Genomic DNA, 16,152 nt, shown 5'->3' with positions numbered 1-16,152 from the left:
TATTAAGAATATCAACTAATTACCAAAAGCATGAAGAAGTTAATTTATTTGAGTTTTATTTGGGGATTATTTTTAGTGGCATGTACTTCGAAAGAGAAGATAGAGCCACCTGTTGCAAAAAAGATAATGAAAGAACTTACGATACATGGTCATACGCGCGTTGACAATTATTACTGGATGAACGAGCGCGAAAATCCTGAAGTGATCGCACATTTGGAAGCGGAGAATGCCTACAAAGATGCGGTGATGAAACATACCGAACCGCTTCAGGAAAAGTTGTTTGAGGAAATTAAATCGAAAATTAAGCCGGAAAATAAGTCGGTTCCATACAAAAAGAATGGATACTACTATTACTACAAACAACTACCCGGTAAAGAATACGATGTAAACTGCAGGAAAAAGGGAAGTCTCGATGCCGAAGAAGAAGTTATGCTCGACGAAAATGTGCTGGCAGAAGGTCAGGATTTTTTTATGCTTGGTGGCCTGTCGGTAAGCCCTGATAACAAACTTATAGCATATGGCGTTGATACCGTTAGCCGCAGAAAATACACCATATATTTTAAGAATCTTGAAACAGGCGAAACGCTGGAGGATGAGATTCCTTTAACTACTGGTAGTGCGGTTTGGGCCAACGATAATAAAACAATTTATTATACTTTAAAAGATGATGTTACGCTGCGCTCAGAAAAAATTATGAAGCACGTAATAGGTACACCGGTTGAAGACGATGAAGAGGTGTACTACGAAGAGGATGAAACCTTTTCGGTGTTTATCTTTAAAACCAAGTCGCAAGAATACCTGATAATTGGAAGCGAAAGTACCTTAACTTCAGAATATCGTTTTCTGGATGCCAACAATCCGGAAGGAGAATTTAAGATCATTCACTCGCGCGAAAGAGGATTGGAATATTCGGTTGATCATTTTGAAAACGATTTTTACATACGCACCAACCTCGATGCATTGAATTTTCGTTTAATGAAAACCCCTGTTTCTGCTACTGAAAAAGAAAACTGGACGGAGGTTATTCCACATCGCAGCGATGTTTTCTTCGATAATTATGAAATTTTCAAAGATTACCTGGTAGTTACCGAACGTATCGAAGGAATTAACCAACTTCGAGTAATTCCGTGGCATGGTGAAGAATATTTGATCGATTTTGACGAAGAAGTTTATACAGTTAGTCCGAATGTAAACCGTGATTTTGATACCGAAGTTTTCCGTTTTAGCTATACCTCGCTAACTACGCCTAATTCAATTTTTGATTACAACCTGAAAACAAAGGAACGCATCTTGTTAAAACAGGATGAAATATTGGGTGGTTTTAACAAAGATGATTACGAAACCAAACGAATTTATGCAACGGCAGGTGATGGAACAAAAATTCCTATTTCCATTGTTTACAAAAAAGGCATGGAAAAGAATGGCAATAATCCAACCTTGTTGTACGGTTATGGCTCATACGGAATCACTAATAACCCCAGCTTTTCGTTAAGACGTTTGCCTTTGCTCGATCGTGGTTTTGTGTATGCAATTGCACACATTCGCGGAAGCCAGATTAATGGTCGCCAGTGGTACGAAGACGGTAAACTCTTGAAAAAGATGAACACCTTTACCGATTTTAACGACTGCGCTCAATTCCTGATCGATGACGGATACACCAACTCAGAAAAATTATTTGCTATGGGCGGAAGTGCCGGCGGACTTTTAATGGGTGCCTGCATCAATCTTCGCCCTGACCTGTATAAAGGCGTGATCGCAGCCGTACCGTTTGTTGATGTGGTTACCACCATGCTCGACGAGAGTATTCCGCTTACCACGAGCGAATTCGACGAATGGGGAAATCCAAAAATCGAAAAGTATTATCATTACATGCTTTCCTATTCGCCATACGATAATGTGGAAGCGAAAGATTACCCGGCATTGCTGGTTACAACCGGATTGCACGATTCGCAGGTACAGTATTGGGAGCCCGCCAAGTGGGTGGCCAAATTACGCGAATTAAAAACCGACGATAATCCACTGTTATTCCACATTAATATGGAATACGGACATGGAGGAGCATCCGGCCGTTTCGAATGGATAAAAGAAACGGCATTGGAATATGCATTTATTTTCGACCAGTTAGGAATAGAATAGAGAAGCACTAAATAATCGGCCCCGGCATTAGTTTGCCGGGGCTTTTTTATTCCTTCAAAATTATTTTTGAATTCTACCATTATTTCCTTGCAAAATCCAAAATTTGATTAATTTTGTTGATGCCGTGTTCGTACACGGTCGAAAATAAACCAATTAAAACGTAAATCTAATACAGTGAAAAACTTTATTTCAATCTTATTTCTTACTATCTCTTTGAGTTTAGTAACAAATGTAAATGCCCAGGATGGCTGGGTAAACCTGTTTAATGGTGAAAACCTTGATGGGTGGATACAACGTAATGGTGAAGCAAAATACGAAGTGGTTGATGGGGTAATTGTTGGAACAACGGTTGCCGGAACACCAAATTCTTTTTTGTGTACCGAAAAAAATTACAGCGATTTTGTTTTTGAAGTTGAATTGCTGGTTGAGCCTAATATGAATTCGGGTATTCAGTTCAGAAGCTTAAGTGTGCCCGAATATAACAACGGACGCGTGCATGGCTACCAGTGCGAGGTTGACCCGTCGGAAAGAGCCTGGAGCGGCGGTATCTACGATGAAGCAAGACGCGGTTGGCTGTACCCGCTTGACCTTAATCCCGACGCGCGAAAAGCCCTGAAAATGGGGCAGTGGAATAAGTACCGCATCGAATGTATCGGAAACTCAATTCGTACATGGTTAAATGATATTCCGGTTGCTCATGTTATCGACGATATGACCGCTGAAGGTTTTATTGCTCTTCAGGTACATGGAATTGGCAACAACAAGGAAAAAGAAGGTGAGCAGATTAAGTGGCGCAATATCCGCATAAAAACTGAAAACCTGGAACCGGCAATCTATGCCGACATTCATGTTGAAAATTTGGTGGCTAACGATTTAAGCGAACTGGAAAGAAAACAAGGTTTTAGGTTGCTTTTTGATGGTGAGTCAACCAACAATTGGCAAAATGCAAAAACCGGTGAATTCCCGGAGAAAGGCTGGCAGGTAGAAGATGGAATTTTATCGGTATTGTCAAGTCAAAATGATCCGGGTAAAAAAGGTGGCGATATTATTACAAAAGAGGAGTTTGGGCCATTTGAGTTCAAGTTTGATTTTATGTACACCGAAGGAGCAAACAGTGGTGTTAAATACGGAATTGGCAACAACGGCCCGGGTATAGGTTTGGAATATCAGATTCTGGACGATGAAAAGCATCCTGATGCCAAACAAGGAGTTGTAGGTAACCGCACCATGTCATCGTTGTACGATCTCATTCCATCAAACAAAGAAAGACGTTTTTCAAATGGACCTAACGAATGGAATCGTGGGCGGATTGTGGTTTTCCCAGACGGAAAAGTGCAACATTGGTTAAACGGAAGAAAAGTTGTGGAATACACGCGTGGCAGTAATATTTATAAAGCGCTTGTGGCACGCAGTAAATATGCCGGGTTTGAAGGTTTTGGAATGGCTGAAAAGGGGCCTGTTTTATTGCAGGATCACAACGATACTGTTCACTTTAGAAGTTTAAAAATAAGAAATTTATAACCAATGACTAACAGAAGAGATTTTTTAAAAAAGGTGTCGGCAGGTGCAGCCGGTGTTGCAGTTGGAGGAACTGCCATGGGTATGTCGGCAAAGAGTTACAGTAAAATTATAGGTGCCAACGACAAGCTAAATGTCGCCATTATGGGGTTGGGTCGCCGTTTGGGCGCTTACTACGAGCCAATTGCTGAAAAGGAAAGCAACGTTGAGCTAAAATACCTGTGCGATGTAATGGAGCATCAGCGTAATCGTGCTGCCGAGAGGTTTGCGAAACACATTGATTACAAACCTAAACTCGAGAACGATTTCCGAAAAATTCTTGACGATAAGGATGTGGATTGTGTTATCAATGCCACTCCCGACCACTGGCATACTCCGGGTTCAGTAATGGCTATGCAGGCCGGAAAACATGTATATGTTGAAAAACCATGCAGCCATAACATGGCCGAAAATGAGATGATCGTTAAAGCCGCCGAGAAATACAACAAGGTGGTACAAATGGGTAACCAGCAACGTTCGTCGGAGCATACCATCGAGATTATAAACGAAATTCATAACGGAATTATTGGTGTGCCTTATCGGGCAGTGGCCTTTTATATCAACAACAGAGGTGAGGTGCCTGTACAGAAAAAAGCTGCTGTACCTGCCGGCCTTGACTGGGAAATCTGGCAGGGACCTGCAATTCACCGCGACTATACCGAAGAAACCTGGGATTACAACTGGCACTGGTACGGTTGGAATTACGGAACCGGAGAAACCGGAAACAATGCAACTCACGAGCTGGATGTAGCGCGTTGGGCATTGCAGGTAGGTTTACCAAACAATGTACATGTTGAAGCCGGTAAACGTCATTTCTTCGAGGATGGCTGGGAAATGTACGATACCATGGATGCAACTTTCCTTTTCGGAGGAGACAAAGTAATTAAATGGGACGGCCGTAGCCGCTCCGGTCAGGATACTTATGGTTTGGGAGGCCGCGGAACAATTATTTACGGTAGCGAAGGAACTGTTTTTGTCGACCGTGGAAAATATATTGTGTACGATCGTAACGGAAAAGTTGTAAGAGACAGCGTAACAGGTTCGCAGGAAGCCGGTACCGCACTTGGTGGTGGTGGCGATACGTCAACCGCTCACGTTCAAAACTGGTTTAGCGCAATTCGTGGTAAAGGCAAACTGAATTCACACATTATGGAAGGTGCAATTAGCCAGACCATGGTGCATTACTCAAATGTTGCCTACCGAATCGGACACGGTTTTGATATTTGCGATAAAACCGGAATTATGTACGACCGCGACGCCATGAAATTGTGGGGCAGGGAGTACGATAAAAATTGGGAACCAAAACTATAGAAATACAGCAATATTGAAAAGGCGGGGATTTCCCTGCCTTTTTTTGTTTCCGTTTTATTAAAAAGAAGGAGTATAAATTAACTATGGCTTTGTATTTGTAGGCGCGAAGGCCGGTAAATACCGCTTACTTTTTTAATTTAGTGCTCTACTGGAACCATAAAACTAAGAGAATGACGGAACCTACTATATTTAGTGATACTTTTCTGGCCTTTGGCAGTCATTGCGATGTAGTGCTGCCAAACCTTGAGGCCGATACTGCAAAAAATATATTCCAACAAATAAAAGCCGAATTGGAGCAGCTGGAAAGTACAATCAGCCGCTTTAGTTTATTGTCCGATATCCACGAGCTTAATCAAACAGGAAAAGACGTTTGGATAGAACTTTCAGGCGAGTTGTGGGAAATCCTGTCCATTACCAACGATTTTTACCAGATGAGCCAGGGCGCTTTCGATGTAACGATGTTTCCGGTGCAATCGCTTTGGGTTGAAAAGGAAAATGTCGACGAAACCGAACTGGAAGAAGCGCAACAAAAATGTGGTTTTGATAAAATAGAACTCGATCACGATAATAAACGGCTCCGTTTTAAAGAAGATGGTGTGGAGCTGGATTTTGGAGCCATTGAAAAAGGTTTTGCGCTTGATTTGGTAAAACCTCTTTTAATCGATCTGGGTGTAAAAGATGCCATAATCAGTTTTGAAGAAGATGTGGTTTTGGCACTCGGAAATCACCCGGCCGGAACAGACTGGCCTCTGGGAATCCGGAATCTGCAGCAGCCAAACGAATTTGTACATGTATTTGAAGTATCGGGGCAGAGCGTTTATACAACCGGAACCGTTTATATTCGCGACGATGGCGAAGGAATGAAAACCCGCAAAATCATCAGCCCGGCCACCGGTATTCCCGTTGACGGAAAACGAACAGTTTCAGTAAAAGCCGACTCCGCAACCATGGGAGCTTTTATTGCCAATATCTGGCTCATTCTTCCCGAGAATGATAAGGCCATTATTTCTGATCAACTGAATGATGTTGAAATTCTGGAAGTTGAATACACCGATGATGATGTAAAAACAAAGGTAACGATAATAGAAAAGGAGGATCGGTCATGAAAAGATCTTTTGTAATATCGCTACTCCTGGTTCTGCTTACCAATGGTTTGGTTTGGGGACAATTAACCATGAAGAAACAACAGGATGGAATTAAAATCGTTGATGGTTCTTCAAACGTTTTGTTTTACCAGATGCATCCGCTGAACAAAGATGGCGCATACGAGCGTTGCAACTATATTCATCCGCTTTGGGGGCTTAACGGCAAGGTGCTTACCGAGGATTTTCCTGCCGATCATTTACATCATCGCGGCGTATTTTGGGCCTGGCATCAGGTTTGGATTGGCGATAAGCGTATTGGCGATCCGTGGGAAATAAAAGATTTTGACCAGGAGATTACCGAGATCGAATTTATGAAAGATCCCGACGAAACGGTGTGGCTGAAAAGCGAGGTACTTTGGTCGTCCGATAAGTGGAAAAAGAATGGCAAACCTAAGCCTTATATTCAGGAAAAAGTTGCTATTCATGTACACAAAAGTTCGTTGAAATACCGAAGAATAGATTTTGAAATAAGTCTGCTGGCCCTGGAAGAGAATGTACGAATTGGCGGCTCGGAAGATAAAAAAGGTTACGGCGGTTTTTCTGTTCGAATGATTTTACCCGACGATGTTCAGTTTTCAGGAAAAAATGGAAGCATAAAACCTTTGGAAACGGCAGTTGAGTCGGAGGGATTTGTGAAAATCTCAGGATCGCTGGGTAAAGGAAATTCCAAGGCCGGTATTGTAATTCTTGACAACAAGGAAAATCCCGGTTATCCGCAAAATCTCATCCTGCGCGAAAAGAACAGCATGCAAAATATGGCCTGGCCGGGTGCTGAACCGGTGGCACTATCTACTACAAAACCACTTGTTTTGAAGTATTCGCTTATTGTTTATTCAGGAAAAATGAATGCAAAAAAAATTGCAAAATTACTGGATGAATAAAACAATTGTAACAACTAAGAACATAAGATTTTAATACACTAATGACTGACAGAAGAGAATTTATAAAACAATCGGCAATAGCCACAGCGGCTGTCGGCGTTGCCCCGGGGCTTTTAAACGCCTGTGCATCGCCTGCCGAGCAGGTTAATGTGGCACTTATCGGTTGTCGCTCGATGGGATTTAACAACCTGAAAAGCTTTTTACGAAAAGAGAACAATGTTACCTGTGTAGCGCTTTGCGATGTTGACAGTAGAGTATTGGAGGAAAAAGCTGCCGAAGTTGAGAAAATGACGGGAAAACGGCCACTAACTTACGCCGATTTCAGAGATGTGCTGGACAACAAAGATGTACATGCGGTAATTATAGGTACACCCGACCACTGGCACGCTTTAATGATGATGATGGCGCTGGATGCAGGAAAACACGTATATGTGGAAAAACCGATGGGCCACAGCATTGAAGAATGTAATGCAATGGTAGCTGCCCAGGCCAAACATCCTGAGTTATATTGCCAGGTGGGCATGTGGCAACGCAGCTCAAAACATTGGTTTGAAGCGTCTGAGATTGTAAAGTCAGGAATGCTGGGTGAAGTTCACCTGGTAAAAGCCTGGATTTACAAAGGTTACGATACAGCTTATCCGGTAATAGAAGATTCCGCAGCGCCGGATTATGTCGATTACGATATGTGGTTGGGCCCCGCACCAAATCGTCCGTTTAATATGAATCGGTTTCATTACAACTTTCGCTGGTGGTGGGATTATGCCGGTGGAGCAATGACCGATTGGGGGGTTCACCTGCTCGATTTCGCCTTGTATGCCATGGATGCCGGTATGCCTGAGTCGATTTCTCCGGGTGGCGGTATTTTTTACCACAAACCGGGAGCCATTGAAACACCCGATATTCAGCAGGCCATTTATCAATACCCAAAACATACCATGATTTGGGAGTGTGGCTTAAATCCTGGAATCGGCCCCTACCAAAAAGGGCATGGTATTGCTTTTGTCGGGCAAAAAGGAACCCTCGTAGTTACACGAAGTGGTTACGAAATATTACCCGATCACAGCCTGGAATTAAAAGGTCCTTTCTTTGAAGCTAAGGCCCAGAAAAATTATGGCGATGGTTTGGATGAGCACGTGCAAAATCTGTTGTCGTGTATTCGAAAAGGCGGTACTTTAAATGCTCCTGTTGAAGTTGGCGCAAAAACGGCTATCGTTTCCGAGATGGGGAATATGGCTTATCGAGTGGGGCAACGCATTCACTGGAATAATGCGTCGCAGTCGTTTAACGAGGCTGCCGCCAACGACCTGATGAAGTTGAACTACAACAAAAACTGGCAATTACCAAAAGTTTAGTGGGTATACAATAGATACGATTTCTGATTATATATTTTAATTAAAGCGGGAGGCCAATTTGGGCTTCCCGTTTTTTGTTACCTGCCAATTCCTGATAAATATTCTTATTTTAGAGAACTTAAGACCTTTGGATTGAATATCCAGAAGTAAAAAAGCGAATTAATTTCGCAGGAAAACCTACAGAGATCCAAAGCTTGCACAAGATGTACATGATTCAACTTTGTGTCTTTGTGTTCTTAGTGGTAATAAGTTTTTTAGTAAGCAAACTAACAGCAATAAGTTGTATGGGATCAACCATTAATCAGGAAATGAAGAAGATCGTAATCGCACCCGACAAGTTTAAAGGATCGTTAACCGGAATTGAATTTTGCGATGCCGTTGAACGTGGCATAAAAAAGCACATCGAAAATGTGACGATAGTAAAACTGCCGCTTGCCGACGGAGGAGACGGAACAGTTGATGCCCTGAAATTGTATACCGGAGGAAAGTTAATTTCTGTGGAGGTACACGATTCCTTGTTACGCCCCATTCAAGCCAATTATTTGTATGCCGAAAAAGAAAAGCTGGCTTTTATTGAAATGGCCGAAGCATCGGGAATTCGCTTGTTGAAAAACGAAGAACTGAATCCGCTGGAAACCTCAACATACGGAACCGGCGAATTGATACTGGATGCCATAAAACGCGGTGCCAGACATATTATTTTGGGAATTGGCGGCAGCTCAACCAACGATGCAGGAATTGGAATGGCCAGTGCGCTCGGGTTTCGTTTTTTTGATGCTGAAAAAAAACTGTTGGAGGGTAGAGGAAAGGATTTAAACCAGCTGGCACACATCGATACTTCGATGGTAAACGCGGAGTTGCGAAATATAAAATTTGAAGTGGCCTGCGATGTGGATAATCCTTTATTTGGCCCAAATGGTGCCGCACATATTTACGCGCCGCAAAAAGGAGCCACAAAAAGGGTAGTGGAAGAGCTGGATGCCGGCCTGAGAAATTTTAACGAAAAAGTAGAAACACAATTTGGTAAAAACCTGCAAAACATTGCCGGGGCCGGTGCTGCCGGTGGGCTGGGAGCAGGCTGTGTGTTGTTTCTGAATGCCGAATTAAAATCAGGAACCGAGCTAATAATATCAATTGCTGATTTTGATGAGCAGGTAAAAGATGCCGACTGGGTTGTTACCGGCGAAGGCAAATTTGATGAACAGACATTTTCGGGGAAAGTGATTAAAGGTGTGCTCGATTCAAGAACCAATCAGCAACTGGCTGTTTTTTGCGGCTTAAGTGAGTTAAACGAACAACAAATAAAAGCGCATAAAATCGATTATCTGGCTGAAATGATGGAGCAAGCTGCCGATGTTGAAGATTCAATTAAAAATGCGGGAAAATACCTGGAAAATGCCGCTGAACGGTTTGCAGCAAGTATTAAATAAATGAAATGCTGATTTCAGGAGCCGACCTGCTTAGTGAAAACTGAAATTATAAAGAAGAACTAACCCTAATGTGTGATGATCGGGAATGGATGGATTTGCAAATCGGATTGGAGGCGCTCATTTAGTCTGCAAAATTACACTCAGTATTTTCATGTTTCCAAATGGTTGTTATTTCAGTTAGTTCATCATATACATTAATGGTTAAATCCAAACTGTCTCCGGTGCAGTTTCTTACAATTGAGACGTAATTTATAGCAGGATGACAGTTGCCATAAAAGAACACAGTCTGGCCTTGGTAGCTGGCCATATTATAATAGGAATATTCGTCCTCTATAACATTCTCAATTTCCTCATTTAGCCAGGCCAACTCCTCTATTGGGTTCGTTACATTACATTTGTTGATTTCAGAATCTTTTGTGTCATCTTTATCACAGGAGAATAAAGTAGTCGATAAGATAATTGCAGCTAAGCCTAAAAAATTGAAAAATTTTCTCATTTGGTTTTGTTTAATAAATAATAGTTGGTAGATGCTACTTGCATGGATTTGGTTGCGTGTTGTTAGTGGAAATTGTATAGGTAGCGGCAGATTTAGGCTATAAAACCTGCCGCTACTTATATAAAGTCTGGTGTAGTTTAGCTATTTCTTAATTTCTCATCTTTTATAAAATCCCTCAGATTTTCTACTTCCTTTAAATACTTTTTCTTTGCATCGGGCATTAGCTCAATTTTGTCGCAAATATCAGTAGCTTCATTATAATTGCCCGTCATTACATACGCTTCAATAATGTTGATCAATAAGGCTTGTTGAACTTCACTGTTTATCCGGGCTTTTTTATCTGATGGATCTGCTTCTTTTATTTCCTCACTCCATTCTGCTATCGACTCTTTCAGTTGGTTAACTGATTCCTGACTATCGGTAAGTAGCCCTTCGTAGGCCCACTGAGCTTTTCTTAAGGTTAACAGGTGTGTGTCATACGAATATTTTTTGCCGTCACCTTTATAAAGCTCGGTATAGCGCTTTACATTCGAGTAACCAAACTTGTAATTAATTAGCTCGTTCACTTCCGTAGCCAAACTCTCCAGATAGGCACTTAGTTGCGAATTAAAATAAGCTGGCCAGATATTTTCAACATATTTATCCCATTCCGAATCTTTAATTCCTTGCGGAGCCAGAATTTCATGTTCGTAATTCGACTTTTTTATTACTTCAGTAAACAGAACATTTCCATCAGAAGTGATAAGCGACACTTCAACAGGCTGCTGAACCTTAACTTTACGTAATTTATAGCTCTCTCCGTTCTTCTCTTTGGGGGCATCAATAGGTGCGCTGCAGGCAATTTCTTTATAGGTTACTTTTATTAAAATTGCATCGTCAGTTCCTTTATCATACCCGTCTAACGCGATTTTCGACTCTAAAATGCTAAGCTCCGGAATAGCTAATGTTTCAGGCTTTTTAACATGACGTTTTTCCGGTTTTTTACCTTCGCCAATCAATGCACGTTCTGCCAGTACTTTTCCCAGCGATTTATTGTTGTAGGTTTCCATCTCAGCCTGGTACTCTTCTTCTGCTTTGGCCAGCTCCATTTCATATTCGGCCAGCTTATCTTGTTCGCGTTGTATCCATAAAATATCAACCTCAACGTTATATTTTTTTATTGAAGCATCCAATTTCTCAATGGGGTTACGCAAATAGGTATAACTGATCTTTTCCTTATCTACGTTTTGAGCCTGTATGGTTAACAGTGAAACAAAGGTTAAAATGGTTAGTAACAATGGTTTTTTCATGATGTAAAGATTTATTCGCTATAATTAAATTATTAATGGTTCGTTTTTGTACCGTCAGCGCAGATAATCCATACCCCGGCTACAGGCCCGCAAATTCATATCAATTCAATCGAATTGCACCTCAATTGCAAATCGGCATGAGCCGGATAGAGTAGGGTAAATACCATCAACCTTGGGCCTACATTATTCAAAATTGTAAATGTTATTTTTTGTGGCTATTTCGTGGCGCGTCATCACGAACAGCGGTTTTAGGGCGTTAAAATTAAACATATTTTTTATGTTATAGTCGTTTGGGCGACAAATACTATTAACATAACCTTTTGGTATTGATAGTGCGAAGGATTTGAATTTTCAAGACACTTGTCCATTGCCATGGTGGTCAGACGAGAGTCTGACCAGTCCGACCGAAACTATGGTTGGGACGAGATTCGACTTGACGCCCCGAAGCTTCGGGGCGCACGAACCCAGCCATGAATTATACCACGTGTTAGCTACAGTTTTTTTAATAAGTCCAGTTTTCTATAACTCCATTCTCTTCAAACCAGATTTCTAATAGAACATTTTCTTCCATTGGTTTACCGTTTCGTTTAATAATGTCAAACTGTAATTTTGATAAAGCTTTTTTCATTGATTTTATACAATAATTATACTCTTTCTTTGTGTCCCAAAATTCTTCTATCTCCTCTTTTGTTTGGTAGTCTGGCATTATCACATTTGCAATCTTGCCATTTCCCCCAATAGTAATTATGTATTTTTCTGAACAGTCGCATTTATCCAAGTTTTTCCACTTGTAGCGTTGAACTTCTTTAAACACAATACTATTAATCGAATCTCTGGTTAATCGGTCAATTCCGTTTTTAAGGTCTGTATAATTTTCAACATCACTTATTTTATTTATTATCCCTTTGTCGATTTCCAAGGCAGTTTCAAACAGGTAAATTTTCTCAAAAACTCCGTCCCACCTTACAATTTTGTTATCCTCTAATCGAATAGGAAAACTAATCAACCCACTAAACCAGTCAACAAATACCTTATTGTTTTTGACTTTGTCTTTAAATATCTCTTGTAAATATTTTTTTGAATTCTGCTTGTCAAAATTTTTTATTGCATGGCAATCAATAATATCACATACAAATAAGGAGTTATTTTCAATTTTGTAAATAGCTTGGTAGCCTCGCCAACAATTAAATGAGCCACCTAATTCTCCATCAATCGAATTTCTAAAACTTAAACCAAACAAATGACCATTATCTTTTCCCCTTTGCGGTAAAAATTGTTCAACTAGCAAATTGTAGGTCGGAATAGTATCGTTTTTATAAATTAAATAGTCTGGTACTTGTGGACTTGCAAAACTTATTTTTGCAAAAAAAATAGCAAGTAATATTAATAGACTCTGTTTCATTTTTGTCTTTTTCAAAATTGTAGCTAACGGTCACTTGTATGTGGTCGGGCGGTCCCGATGCAATCGGGAGTGTCAGACCCGCAGGAGAGTGGGCGCAAGGTCTGATTTGTCAGACCGCTAAAACCCCCGCCTGCCATATTCCAATTTGTTACCAGCAGTACTATTTATTCCTTTCTTAAATAGATTAAATTTTTTAAATGAATCATCTCTCTGGGGAATGATACTCTCAATATTTTCTCTTCAATTTTATTCGTGTCAAAGTCAGCAATTAACTCAGCTGAGGCATCATTCATTAATCTCAAATCATCGTCGGATGCTTCCTCATCAAAAATACATTGCCAAAATATGGTTTCATCTTGTAATTCGACAGAGACAGAACGTAGATTAGGTGTCACCATACCCCAAAGCGCTCTGACACTACCAAGTATTAGTTTTATATCTTCTTGTGTTTTCCCGCTTGTCATAACATTTTATAATATAGTTGTTTTCGTTCAGTATTGCTGATAACTATTCTACATCATCATTGCTGTTATATCGCTTATAGCGCGATAAAAGGTGTTGTTATACCTCCATATCGGGGTGATAACAACACATATTATGCTTACTAATTTTTTATCTGTTATGTCAGGGCGCGTATTCAACGGCTATGGTTTTTATTCGGAGCTTAAAGTTAGCATAATAAAAATGTAAAACAACATTGGTTTACTTCCCGAATCTGCTGATTCGGGTAAGGTAAAATGTGGCAAAAATGCATTCAAGTAAAAAGGGCTTTTCAAACTTTAAATGAAAGCTGAAAAAAACATGCTTACATTTTCACAAAAAACACACGTCTTTTTTTAAAAAACACACTACATTTTTACAAAAACGTAGCGTGTTTTTTGTATGCTTCTGGAAAGCCCTGTTTTCAGGCCTTTTCGTACTTCAGTTTTTTTAGCTGATTTTTCAGCCCGATACCGGGTGTAAAAATGGTTCGGGTAGCTTTAACCGGCTTTGTCGATACCTTCCCGGTAGTGTTTTCGCCATTACCCAAAATACTTTGGGCAGGCATTGCACAACAGGAAGGTTTTCGTTCCGTAAACGATAAAACCCCGGCTATTTGGGCGAAGGCTGTACAAGTAATACTATTTACCGGGTAAAGGGATTGTAGTTGTGAGAATGGGAGAGGCGCCTGATTATTCTATACGGTCAATTCTTTTTCACGATGATATTTGGGAAATACTATCGCGCCTCATGAAGTGCTTCAACCCTTACCGCCGGAAGTTTAAAATAGAACAGCGAGCCTCCGCCTTTTTCGCCGCTACTTTCAACACCTACTTTCCCACCCAGCTTTTCGATAATACGTTTTACAATCGATAGCCCAAGTCCGTAACCGCCGGCTTTATCGGGTTGCAAACGCGTATGTTTCCGGAATACGTTTATGTGCTGATCTTTCGGAATACCATCGCCATTGTCTTTCACCCAGTATTTTACCATTCCTTGTCCGTTAAGTTCGCAACCCACTTTAATTTGTGGCGGAACACCACCGTATTTCATCGCATTCGATAACAGGTTTATCCAAATTTCCTCAATCCACGGTGCGTAGGCCTGCGCATTTATCCAGCTGTTTTCTACTTCAATGCTAGCCTTGTAATCGAGAATATTATCGGTAATTTGCGCCAGTGCTGCCGTATATACCTGTTCCATTTCAATTGGTGCGGTTTCAACATCTTCGTGCCCGGCTGTGGCCATTTTTAACAGCTCGTTGGTTACGCTTATGGTTTTAGCCGACGATTCTTTTATCACCGCCGAAAATTCCTTAATCGTTTCCATGTCGCCCTCTTCAGCAGCGGCTAATATTATATCGCTTGATGAAAAGATTACGCTTAAGGGGTTTTTCAGATCGTGAGCCAAAGTATGGGCATAAGCATCCAAATCGTCGATTAGTTTTTCGTTACGTCTGTTTTGTTCTTTTAGCAGGTTGTTCTTTTTGGTAAGCTGATTTTTAGTCCTGCGTATCGACGAAACATCGCTTAAAACCATCAGTTTTCCGCTAAGTTTTCCCAGTTGGTTGTGTAGCGATGTAATCCGTATCTGGTAATAAAATGATTGTTTATTGCGTTGCATTTCAAAGTCGGTAAACCGATCGTCATCCGACTGCAGAAGCTTAATAATTTCAGGAAACTGTTCAAAGGTTTGCACAAAGTTGGAATGTATGCATGTTTTTTCGTTCAGCCCAAAAGTTTGTATCAGTGCAGGGTTGGCTTCTTCAATAATCCCGTTTCTGTTTATTACCAAAACACCTTCATTCATGGTGTTCAGCAGTTTCTCGCGTGCAACCGGTATTAGTTCAAATATTTTAAAGCGGAATATGCCAAAAGCAATAATCAACCCGGTTAAAACAAACGAAACGGTAGTCCAGTCGAAACCCGGAACCGGATTAATATTAAAAATATACATCAGGTTGGCAATTACCGGAATAAGCGAGGCAACGATTAGTATACGAATTTGTTTTTTGTAAAAGCTCGTAAAGTTTGAAATTGAACTAACCAGGTTAAAAATCCCCCATGCAATCAGCGTAAACGCATAGATATCGAAAAACCAAAACCAAATACCATGTTTGTAATACAACATATTGGCGCTGCTGTCCAGGGTGTAATCTTTCCAGATAAGCCCGTGTTTGTCGTTGGTAAACACCAGAATCAGCGTAATTATCGGAATCAAAAGCGTAATAAGAATACTACGTTTATTTACCAAGCGAAATTTCTGGCTGTAAGAGGTGGTAAAAAAGAAGTAAGTAAGCGGAATAAATGCAATGCCCAGGTACGACATTTGCGAGTAACGAACTTTTTCTTCCAAAACGGTAGTTCCAAATTCAAGTGCGTAACAAAATGCCCAAATTGCAACAAAAATTTCGAGTAAAATCAGAAAGCGTACCTCAATAGCTTTTCTGAATTTCCAAAGGAGGATACTTGTTCCGATTGCAGTAAAAGCCGTTAGTAATTGAATCAGACTGTTACTCGGTAAAAAATCAATCATACTCAGTATTTGTTGCTAGTTGCACAAAATTAACTTTTTTAAGGCATCCTGTCAGGTATATGACAAATCTGTCTTCAAAATGTTTTAAATCATTTTTTAATTTCCGCATTTTTATTCTCTTTGACGCTTTAAAATTTT

Annotated in this window: 13 protein-coding genes; 7 read left to right on the top strand and 6 right to left on the bottom strand. The window is 40.6% G+C overall.

Going from position 1 to position 16,152, the window contains the following annotated elements:
• The first annotated feature begins 30 nt into the window (after positions 1-30).
• The 7 genes from LH29_RS10985 to LH29_RS10955 all read left to right on the top strand — a co-directional run bounded on the left by LH29_RS10985 (position 31) and on the right by LH29_RS10955 (position 9,812).
• Positions 31-2,136 carry a S9 family peptidase gene (locus LH29_RS10985; RefSeq protein WP_052670794.1) on the top strand — a complete coding sequence of 702 codons (2,106 nt, stop codon included), beginning with the start codon at positions 31-33 and terminating at the stop codon, positions 2,134-2,136.
• A gap of 213 nt (positions 2,137-2,349) precedes the next feature.
• Positions 2,350-3,657, top strand: coding sequence for a 3-keto-disaccharide hydrolase (locus LH29_RS10980; RefSeq protein ID WP_232302838.1), 1,308 nt, complete (start codon positions 2,350-2,352; stop codon positions 3,655-3,657).
• A gap of 3 nt (positions 3,658-3,660) precedes the next feature.
• Positions 3,661-5,004 carry a Gfo/Idh/MocA family protein gene (locus LH29_RS10975; RefSeq protein ID WP_045029580.1) on the top strand — a complete coding sequence of 448 codons (1,344 nt, stop codon included), beginning with the start codon at positions 3,661-3,663 and terminating at the stop codon, positions 5,002-5,004.
• A gap of 170 nt (positions 5,005-5,174) precedes the next feature.
• Entirely contained in the window at positions 5,175-6,110 is a 936-nt protein-coding gene (locus LH29_RS10970) for an FAD:protein FMN transferase (protein WP_045029578.1), read from the top strand.
• Positions 6,107-7,030 carry a DUF6807 domain-containing protein gene (locus LH29_RS10965; RefSeq protein WP_045029575.1) on the top strand — a complete coding sequence of 308 codons (924 nt, stop codon included), beginning with the start codon at positions 6,107-6,109 and terminating at the stop codon, positions 7,028-7,030. The genes LH29_RS10970 and LH29_RS10965 overlap by 4 nt, the downstream gene beginning before the upstream one ends.
• A 41-nt stretch (positions 7,031-7,071) precedes the next feature.
• Positions 7,072-8,382: a Gfo/Idh/MocA family protein gene (locus tag LH29_RS10960; RefSeq protein ID WP_045029573.1), complete on the top strand. Its 1,311-nt coding sequence runs from the start codon at positions 7,072-7,074 to the stop codon at positions 8,380-8,382.
• A gap of 308 nt (positions 8,383-8,690) precedes the next feature.
• Positions 8,691-9,812, top strand: a complete 1,122-nt coding sequence (locus tag LH29_RS10955; RefSeq protein ID WP_045030216.1) for a glycerate kinase — start codon at positions 8,691-8,693, stop codon at positions 9,810-9,812.
• Between the two features lie 121 nt (positions 9,813-9,933).
• On the opposite strand, the gene LH29_RS10950 is transcribed toward LH29_RS10955, so the two are convergent.
• From LH29_RS10950 to LH29_RS10930, 6 genes are all read right to left on the bottom strand, one after another.
• Positions 9,934-10,308, bottom strand: a complete 375-nt coding sequence (locus LH29_RS10950) for a hypothetical protein (protein ID WP_045029571.1) — start codon at positions 10,306-10,308, stop codon at positions 9,934-9,936.
• A 137-nt stretch (positions 10,309-10,445) separates the two neighbouring features.
• Positions 10,446-11,597, bottom strand: coding sequence for a hypothetical protein (locus LH29_RS10945; protein WP_045029568.1), 1,152 nt, complete (start codon positions 11,595-11,597; stop codon positions 10,446-10,448).
• A gap of 502 nt (positions 11,598-12,099) precedes the next feature.
• Complete coding sequence (locus tag LH29_RS10940) at positions 12,100-12,999, bottom strand: hypothetical protein (RefSeq protein ID WP_052670793.1); 900 nt, start codon at positions 12,997-12,999, stop codon at positions 12,100-12,102.
• A 164-nt stretch (positions 13,000-13,163) separates the two neighbouring features.
• Positions 13,164-13,463 (bottom strand): hypothetical protein, encoded by a 300-nt coding sequence (locus LH29_RS10935; RefSeq protein WP_045029566.1) that lies wholly within the window; start codon positions 13,461-13,463, stop codon positions 13,164-13,166.
• Between the two features lie 440 nt (positions 13,464-13,903).
• Entirely contained in the window at positions 13,904-14,047 is a 144-nt protein-coding gene (locus tag LH29_RS24600) for a hypothetical protein (RefSeq protein ID WP_157493666.1), read from the bottom strand.
• Positions 14,048-14,217: 170 nt separating this feature from the next.
• Complete coding sequence (locus LH29_RS10930) at positions 14,218-16,014, bottom strand: histidine kinase N-terminal 7TM domain-containing protein (protein ID WP_045029564.1); 1,797 nt, start codon at positions 16,012-16,014, stop codon at positions 14,218-14,220.
• Positions 16,015-16,152 lie beyond the last annotated feature (138 nt).

The sequence above is a fragment of the Draconibacterium sediminis genome, from assembly GCF_000949475.1.
GTDB lineage: Bacteria > Bacteroidota > Bacteroidia > Bacteroidales > Prolixibacteraceae > Draconibacterium > Draconibacterium sediminis.
This window is presented reverse-complemented; position numbering and strand designations above follow the sequence as displayed.

What these genes read in the sequence shown, in the direction of transcription:
- LH29_RS10945 (WP_045029568.1), bottom strand. Translation starts at nt 11,597, where the DNA reads ATGAAAAAACCATTGTTACTAACCATTTTAACCTTTGTTTCACTGTTA.
- LH29_RS10955 (WP_045030216.1), top strand. Translation starts at nt 8,691, where the DNA reads ATGAAGAAGATCGTAATCGCACCCGACAAGTTTAAAGGATCGTTAACC.
- LH29_RS10930 (WP_045029564.1), bottom strand. Translation starts at nt 16,014, where the DNA reads ATGATTGATTTTTTACCGAGTAACAGTCTGATTCAATTACTAACGGCT.
- LH29_RS10970 (WP_045029578.1), top strand. Translation starts at nt 5,175, where the DNA reads ATGACGGAACCTACTATATTTAGTGATACTTTTCTGGCCTTTGGCAGT.
- LH29_RS10940 (WP_052670793.1), bottom strand. Translation starts at nt 12,999, where the DNA reads ATGAAACAGAGTCTATTAATATTACTTGCTATTTTTTTTGCAAAAATA.
- LH29_RS10985 (WP_052670794.1), top strand. Translation starts at nt 31, where the DNA reads ATGAAGAAGTTAATTTATTTGAGTTTTATTTGGGGATTATTTTTAGTG.
- LH29_RS10960 (WP_045029573.1), top strand. Translation starts at nt 7,072, where the DNA reads ATGACTGACAGAAGAGAATTTATAAAACAATCGGCAATAGCCACAGCG.
- LH29_RS10965 (WP_045029575.1), top strand. Translation starts at nt 6,107, where the DNA reads ATGAAAAGATCTTTTGTAATATCGCTACTCCTGGTTCTGCTTACCAAT.
- LH29_RS10950 (WP_045029571.1), bottom strand. Translation starts at nt 10,308, where the DNA reads ATGAGAAAATTTTTCAATTTTTTAGGCTTAGCTGCAATTATCTTATCG.
- LH29_RS10935 (WP_045029566.1), bottom strand. Translation starts at nt 13,463, where the DNA reads ATGACAAGCGGGAAAACACAAGAAGATATAAAACTAATACTTGGTAGT.
- LH29_RS10975 (WP_045029580.1), top strand. Translation starts at nt 3,661, where the DNA reads ATGACTAACAGAAGAGATTTTTTAAAAAAGGTGTCGGCAGGTGCAGCC.
- LH29_RS24600 (WP_157493666.1), bottom strand. Translation starts at nt 14,047, where the DNA reads ATGCCTGCCCAAAGTATTTTGGGTAATGGCGAAAACACTACCGGGAAG.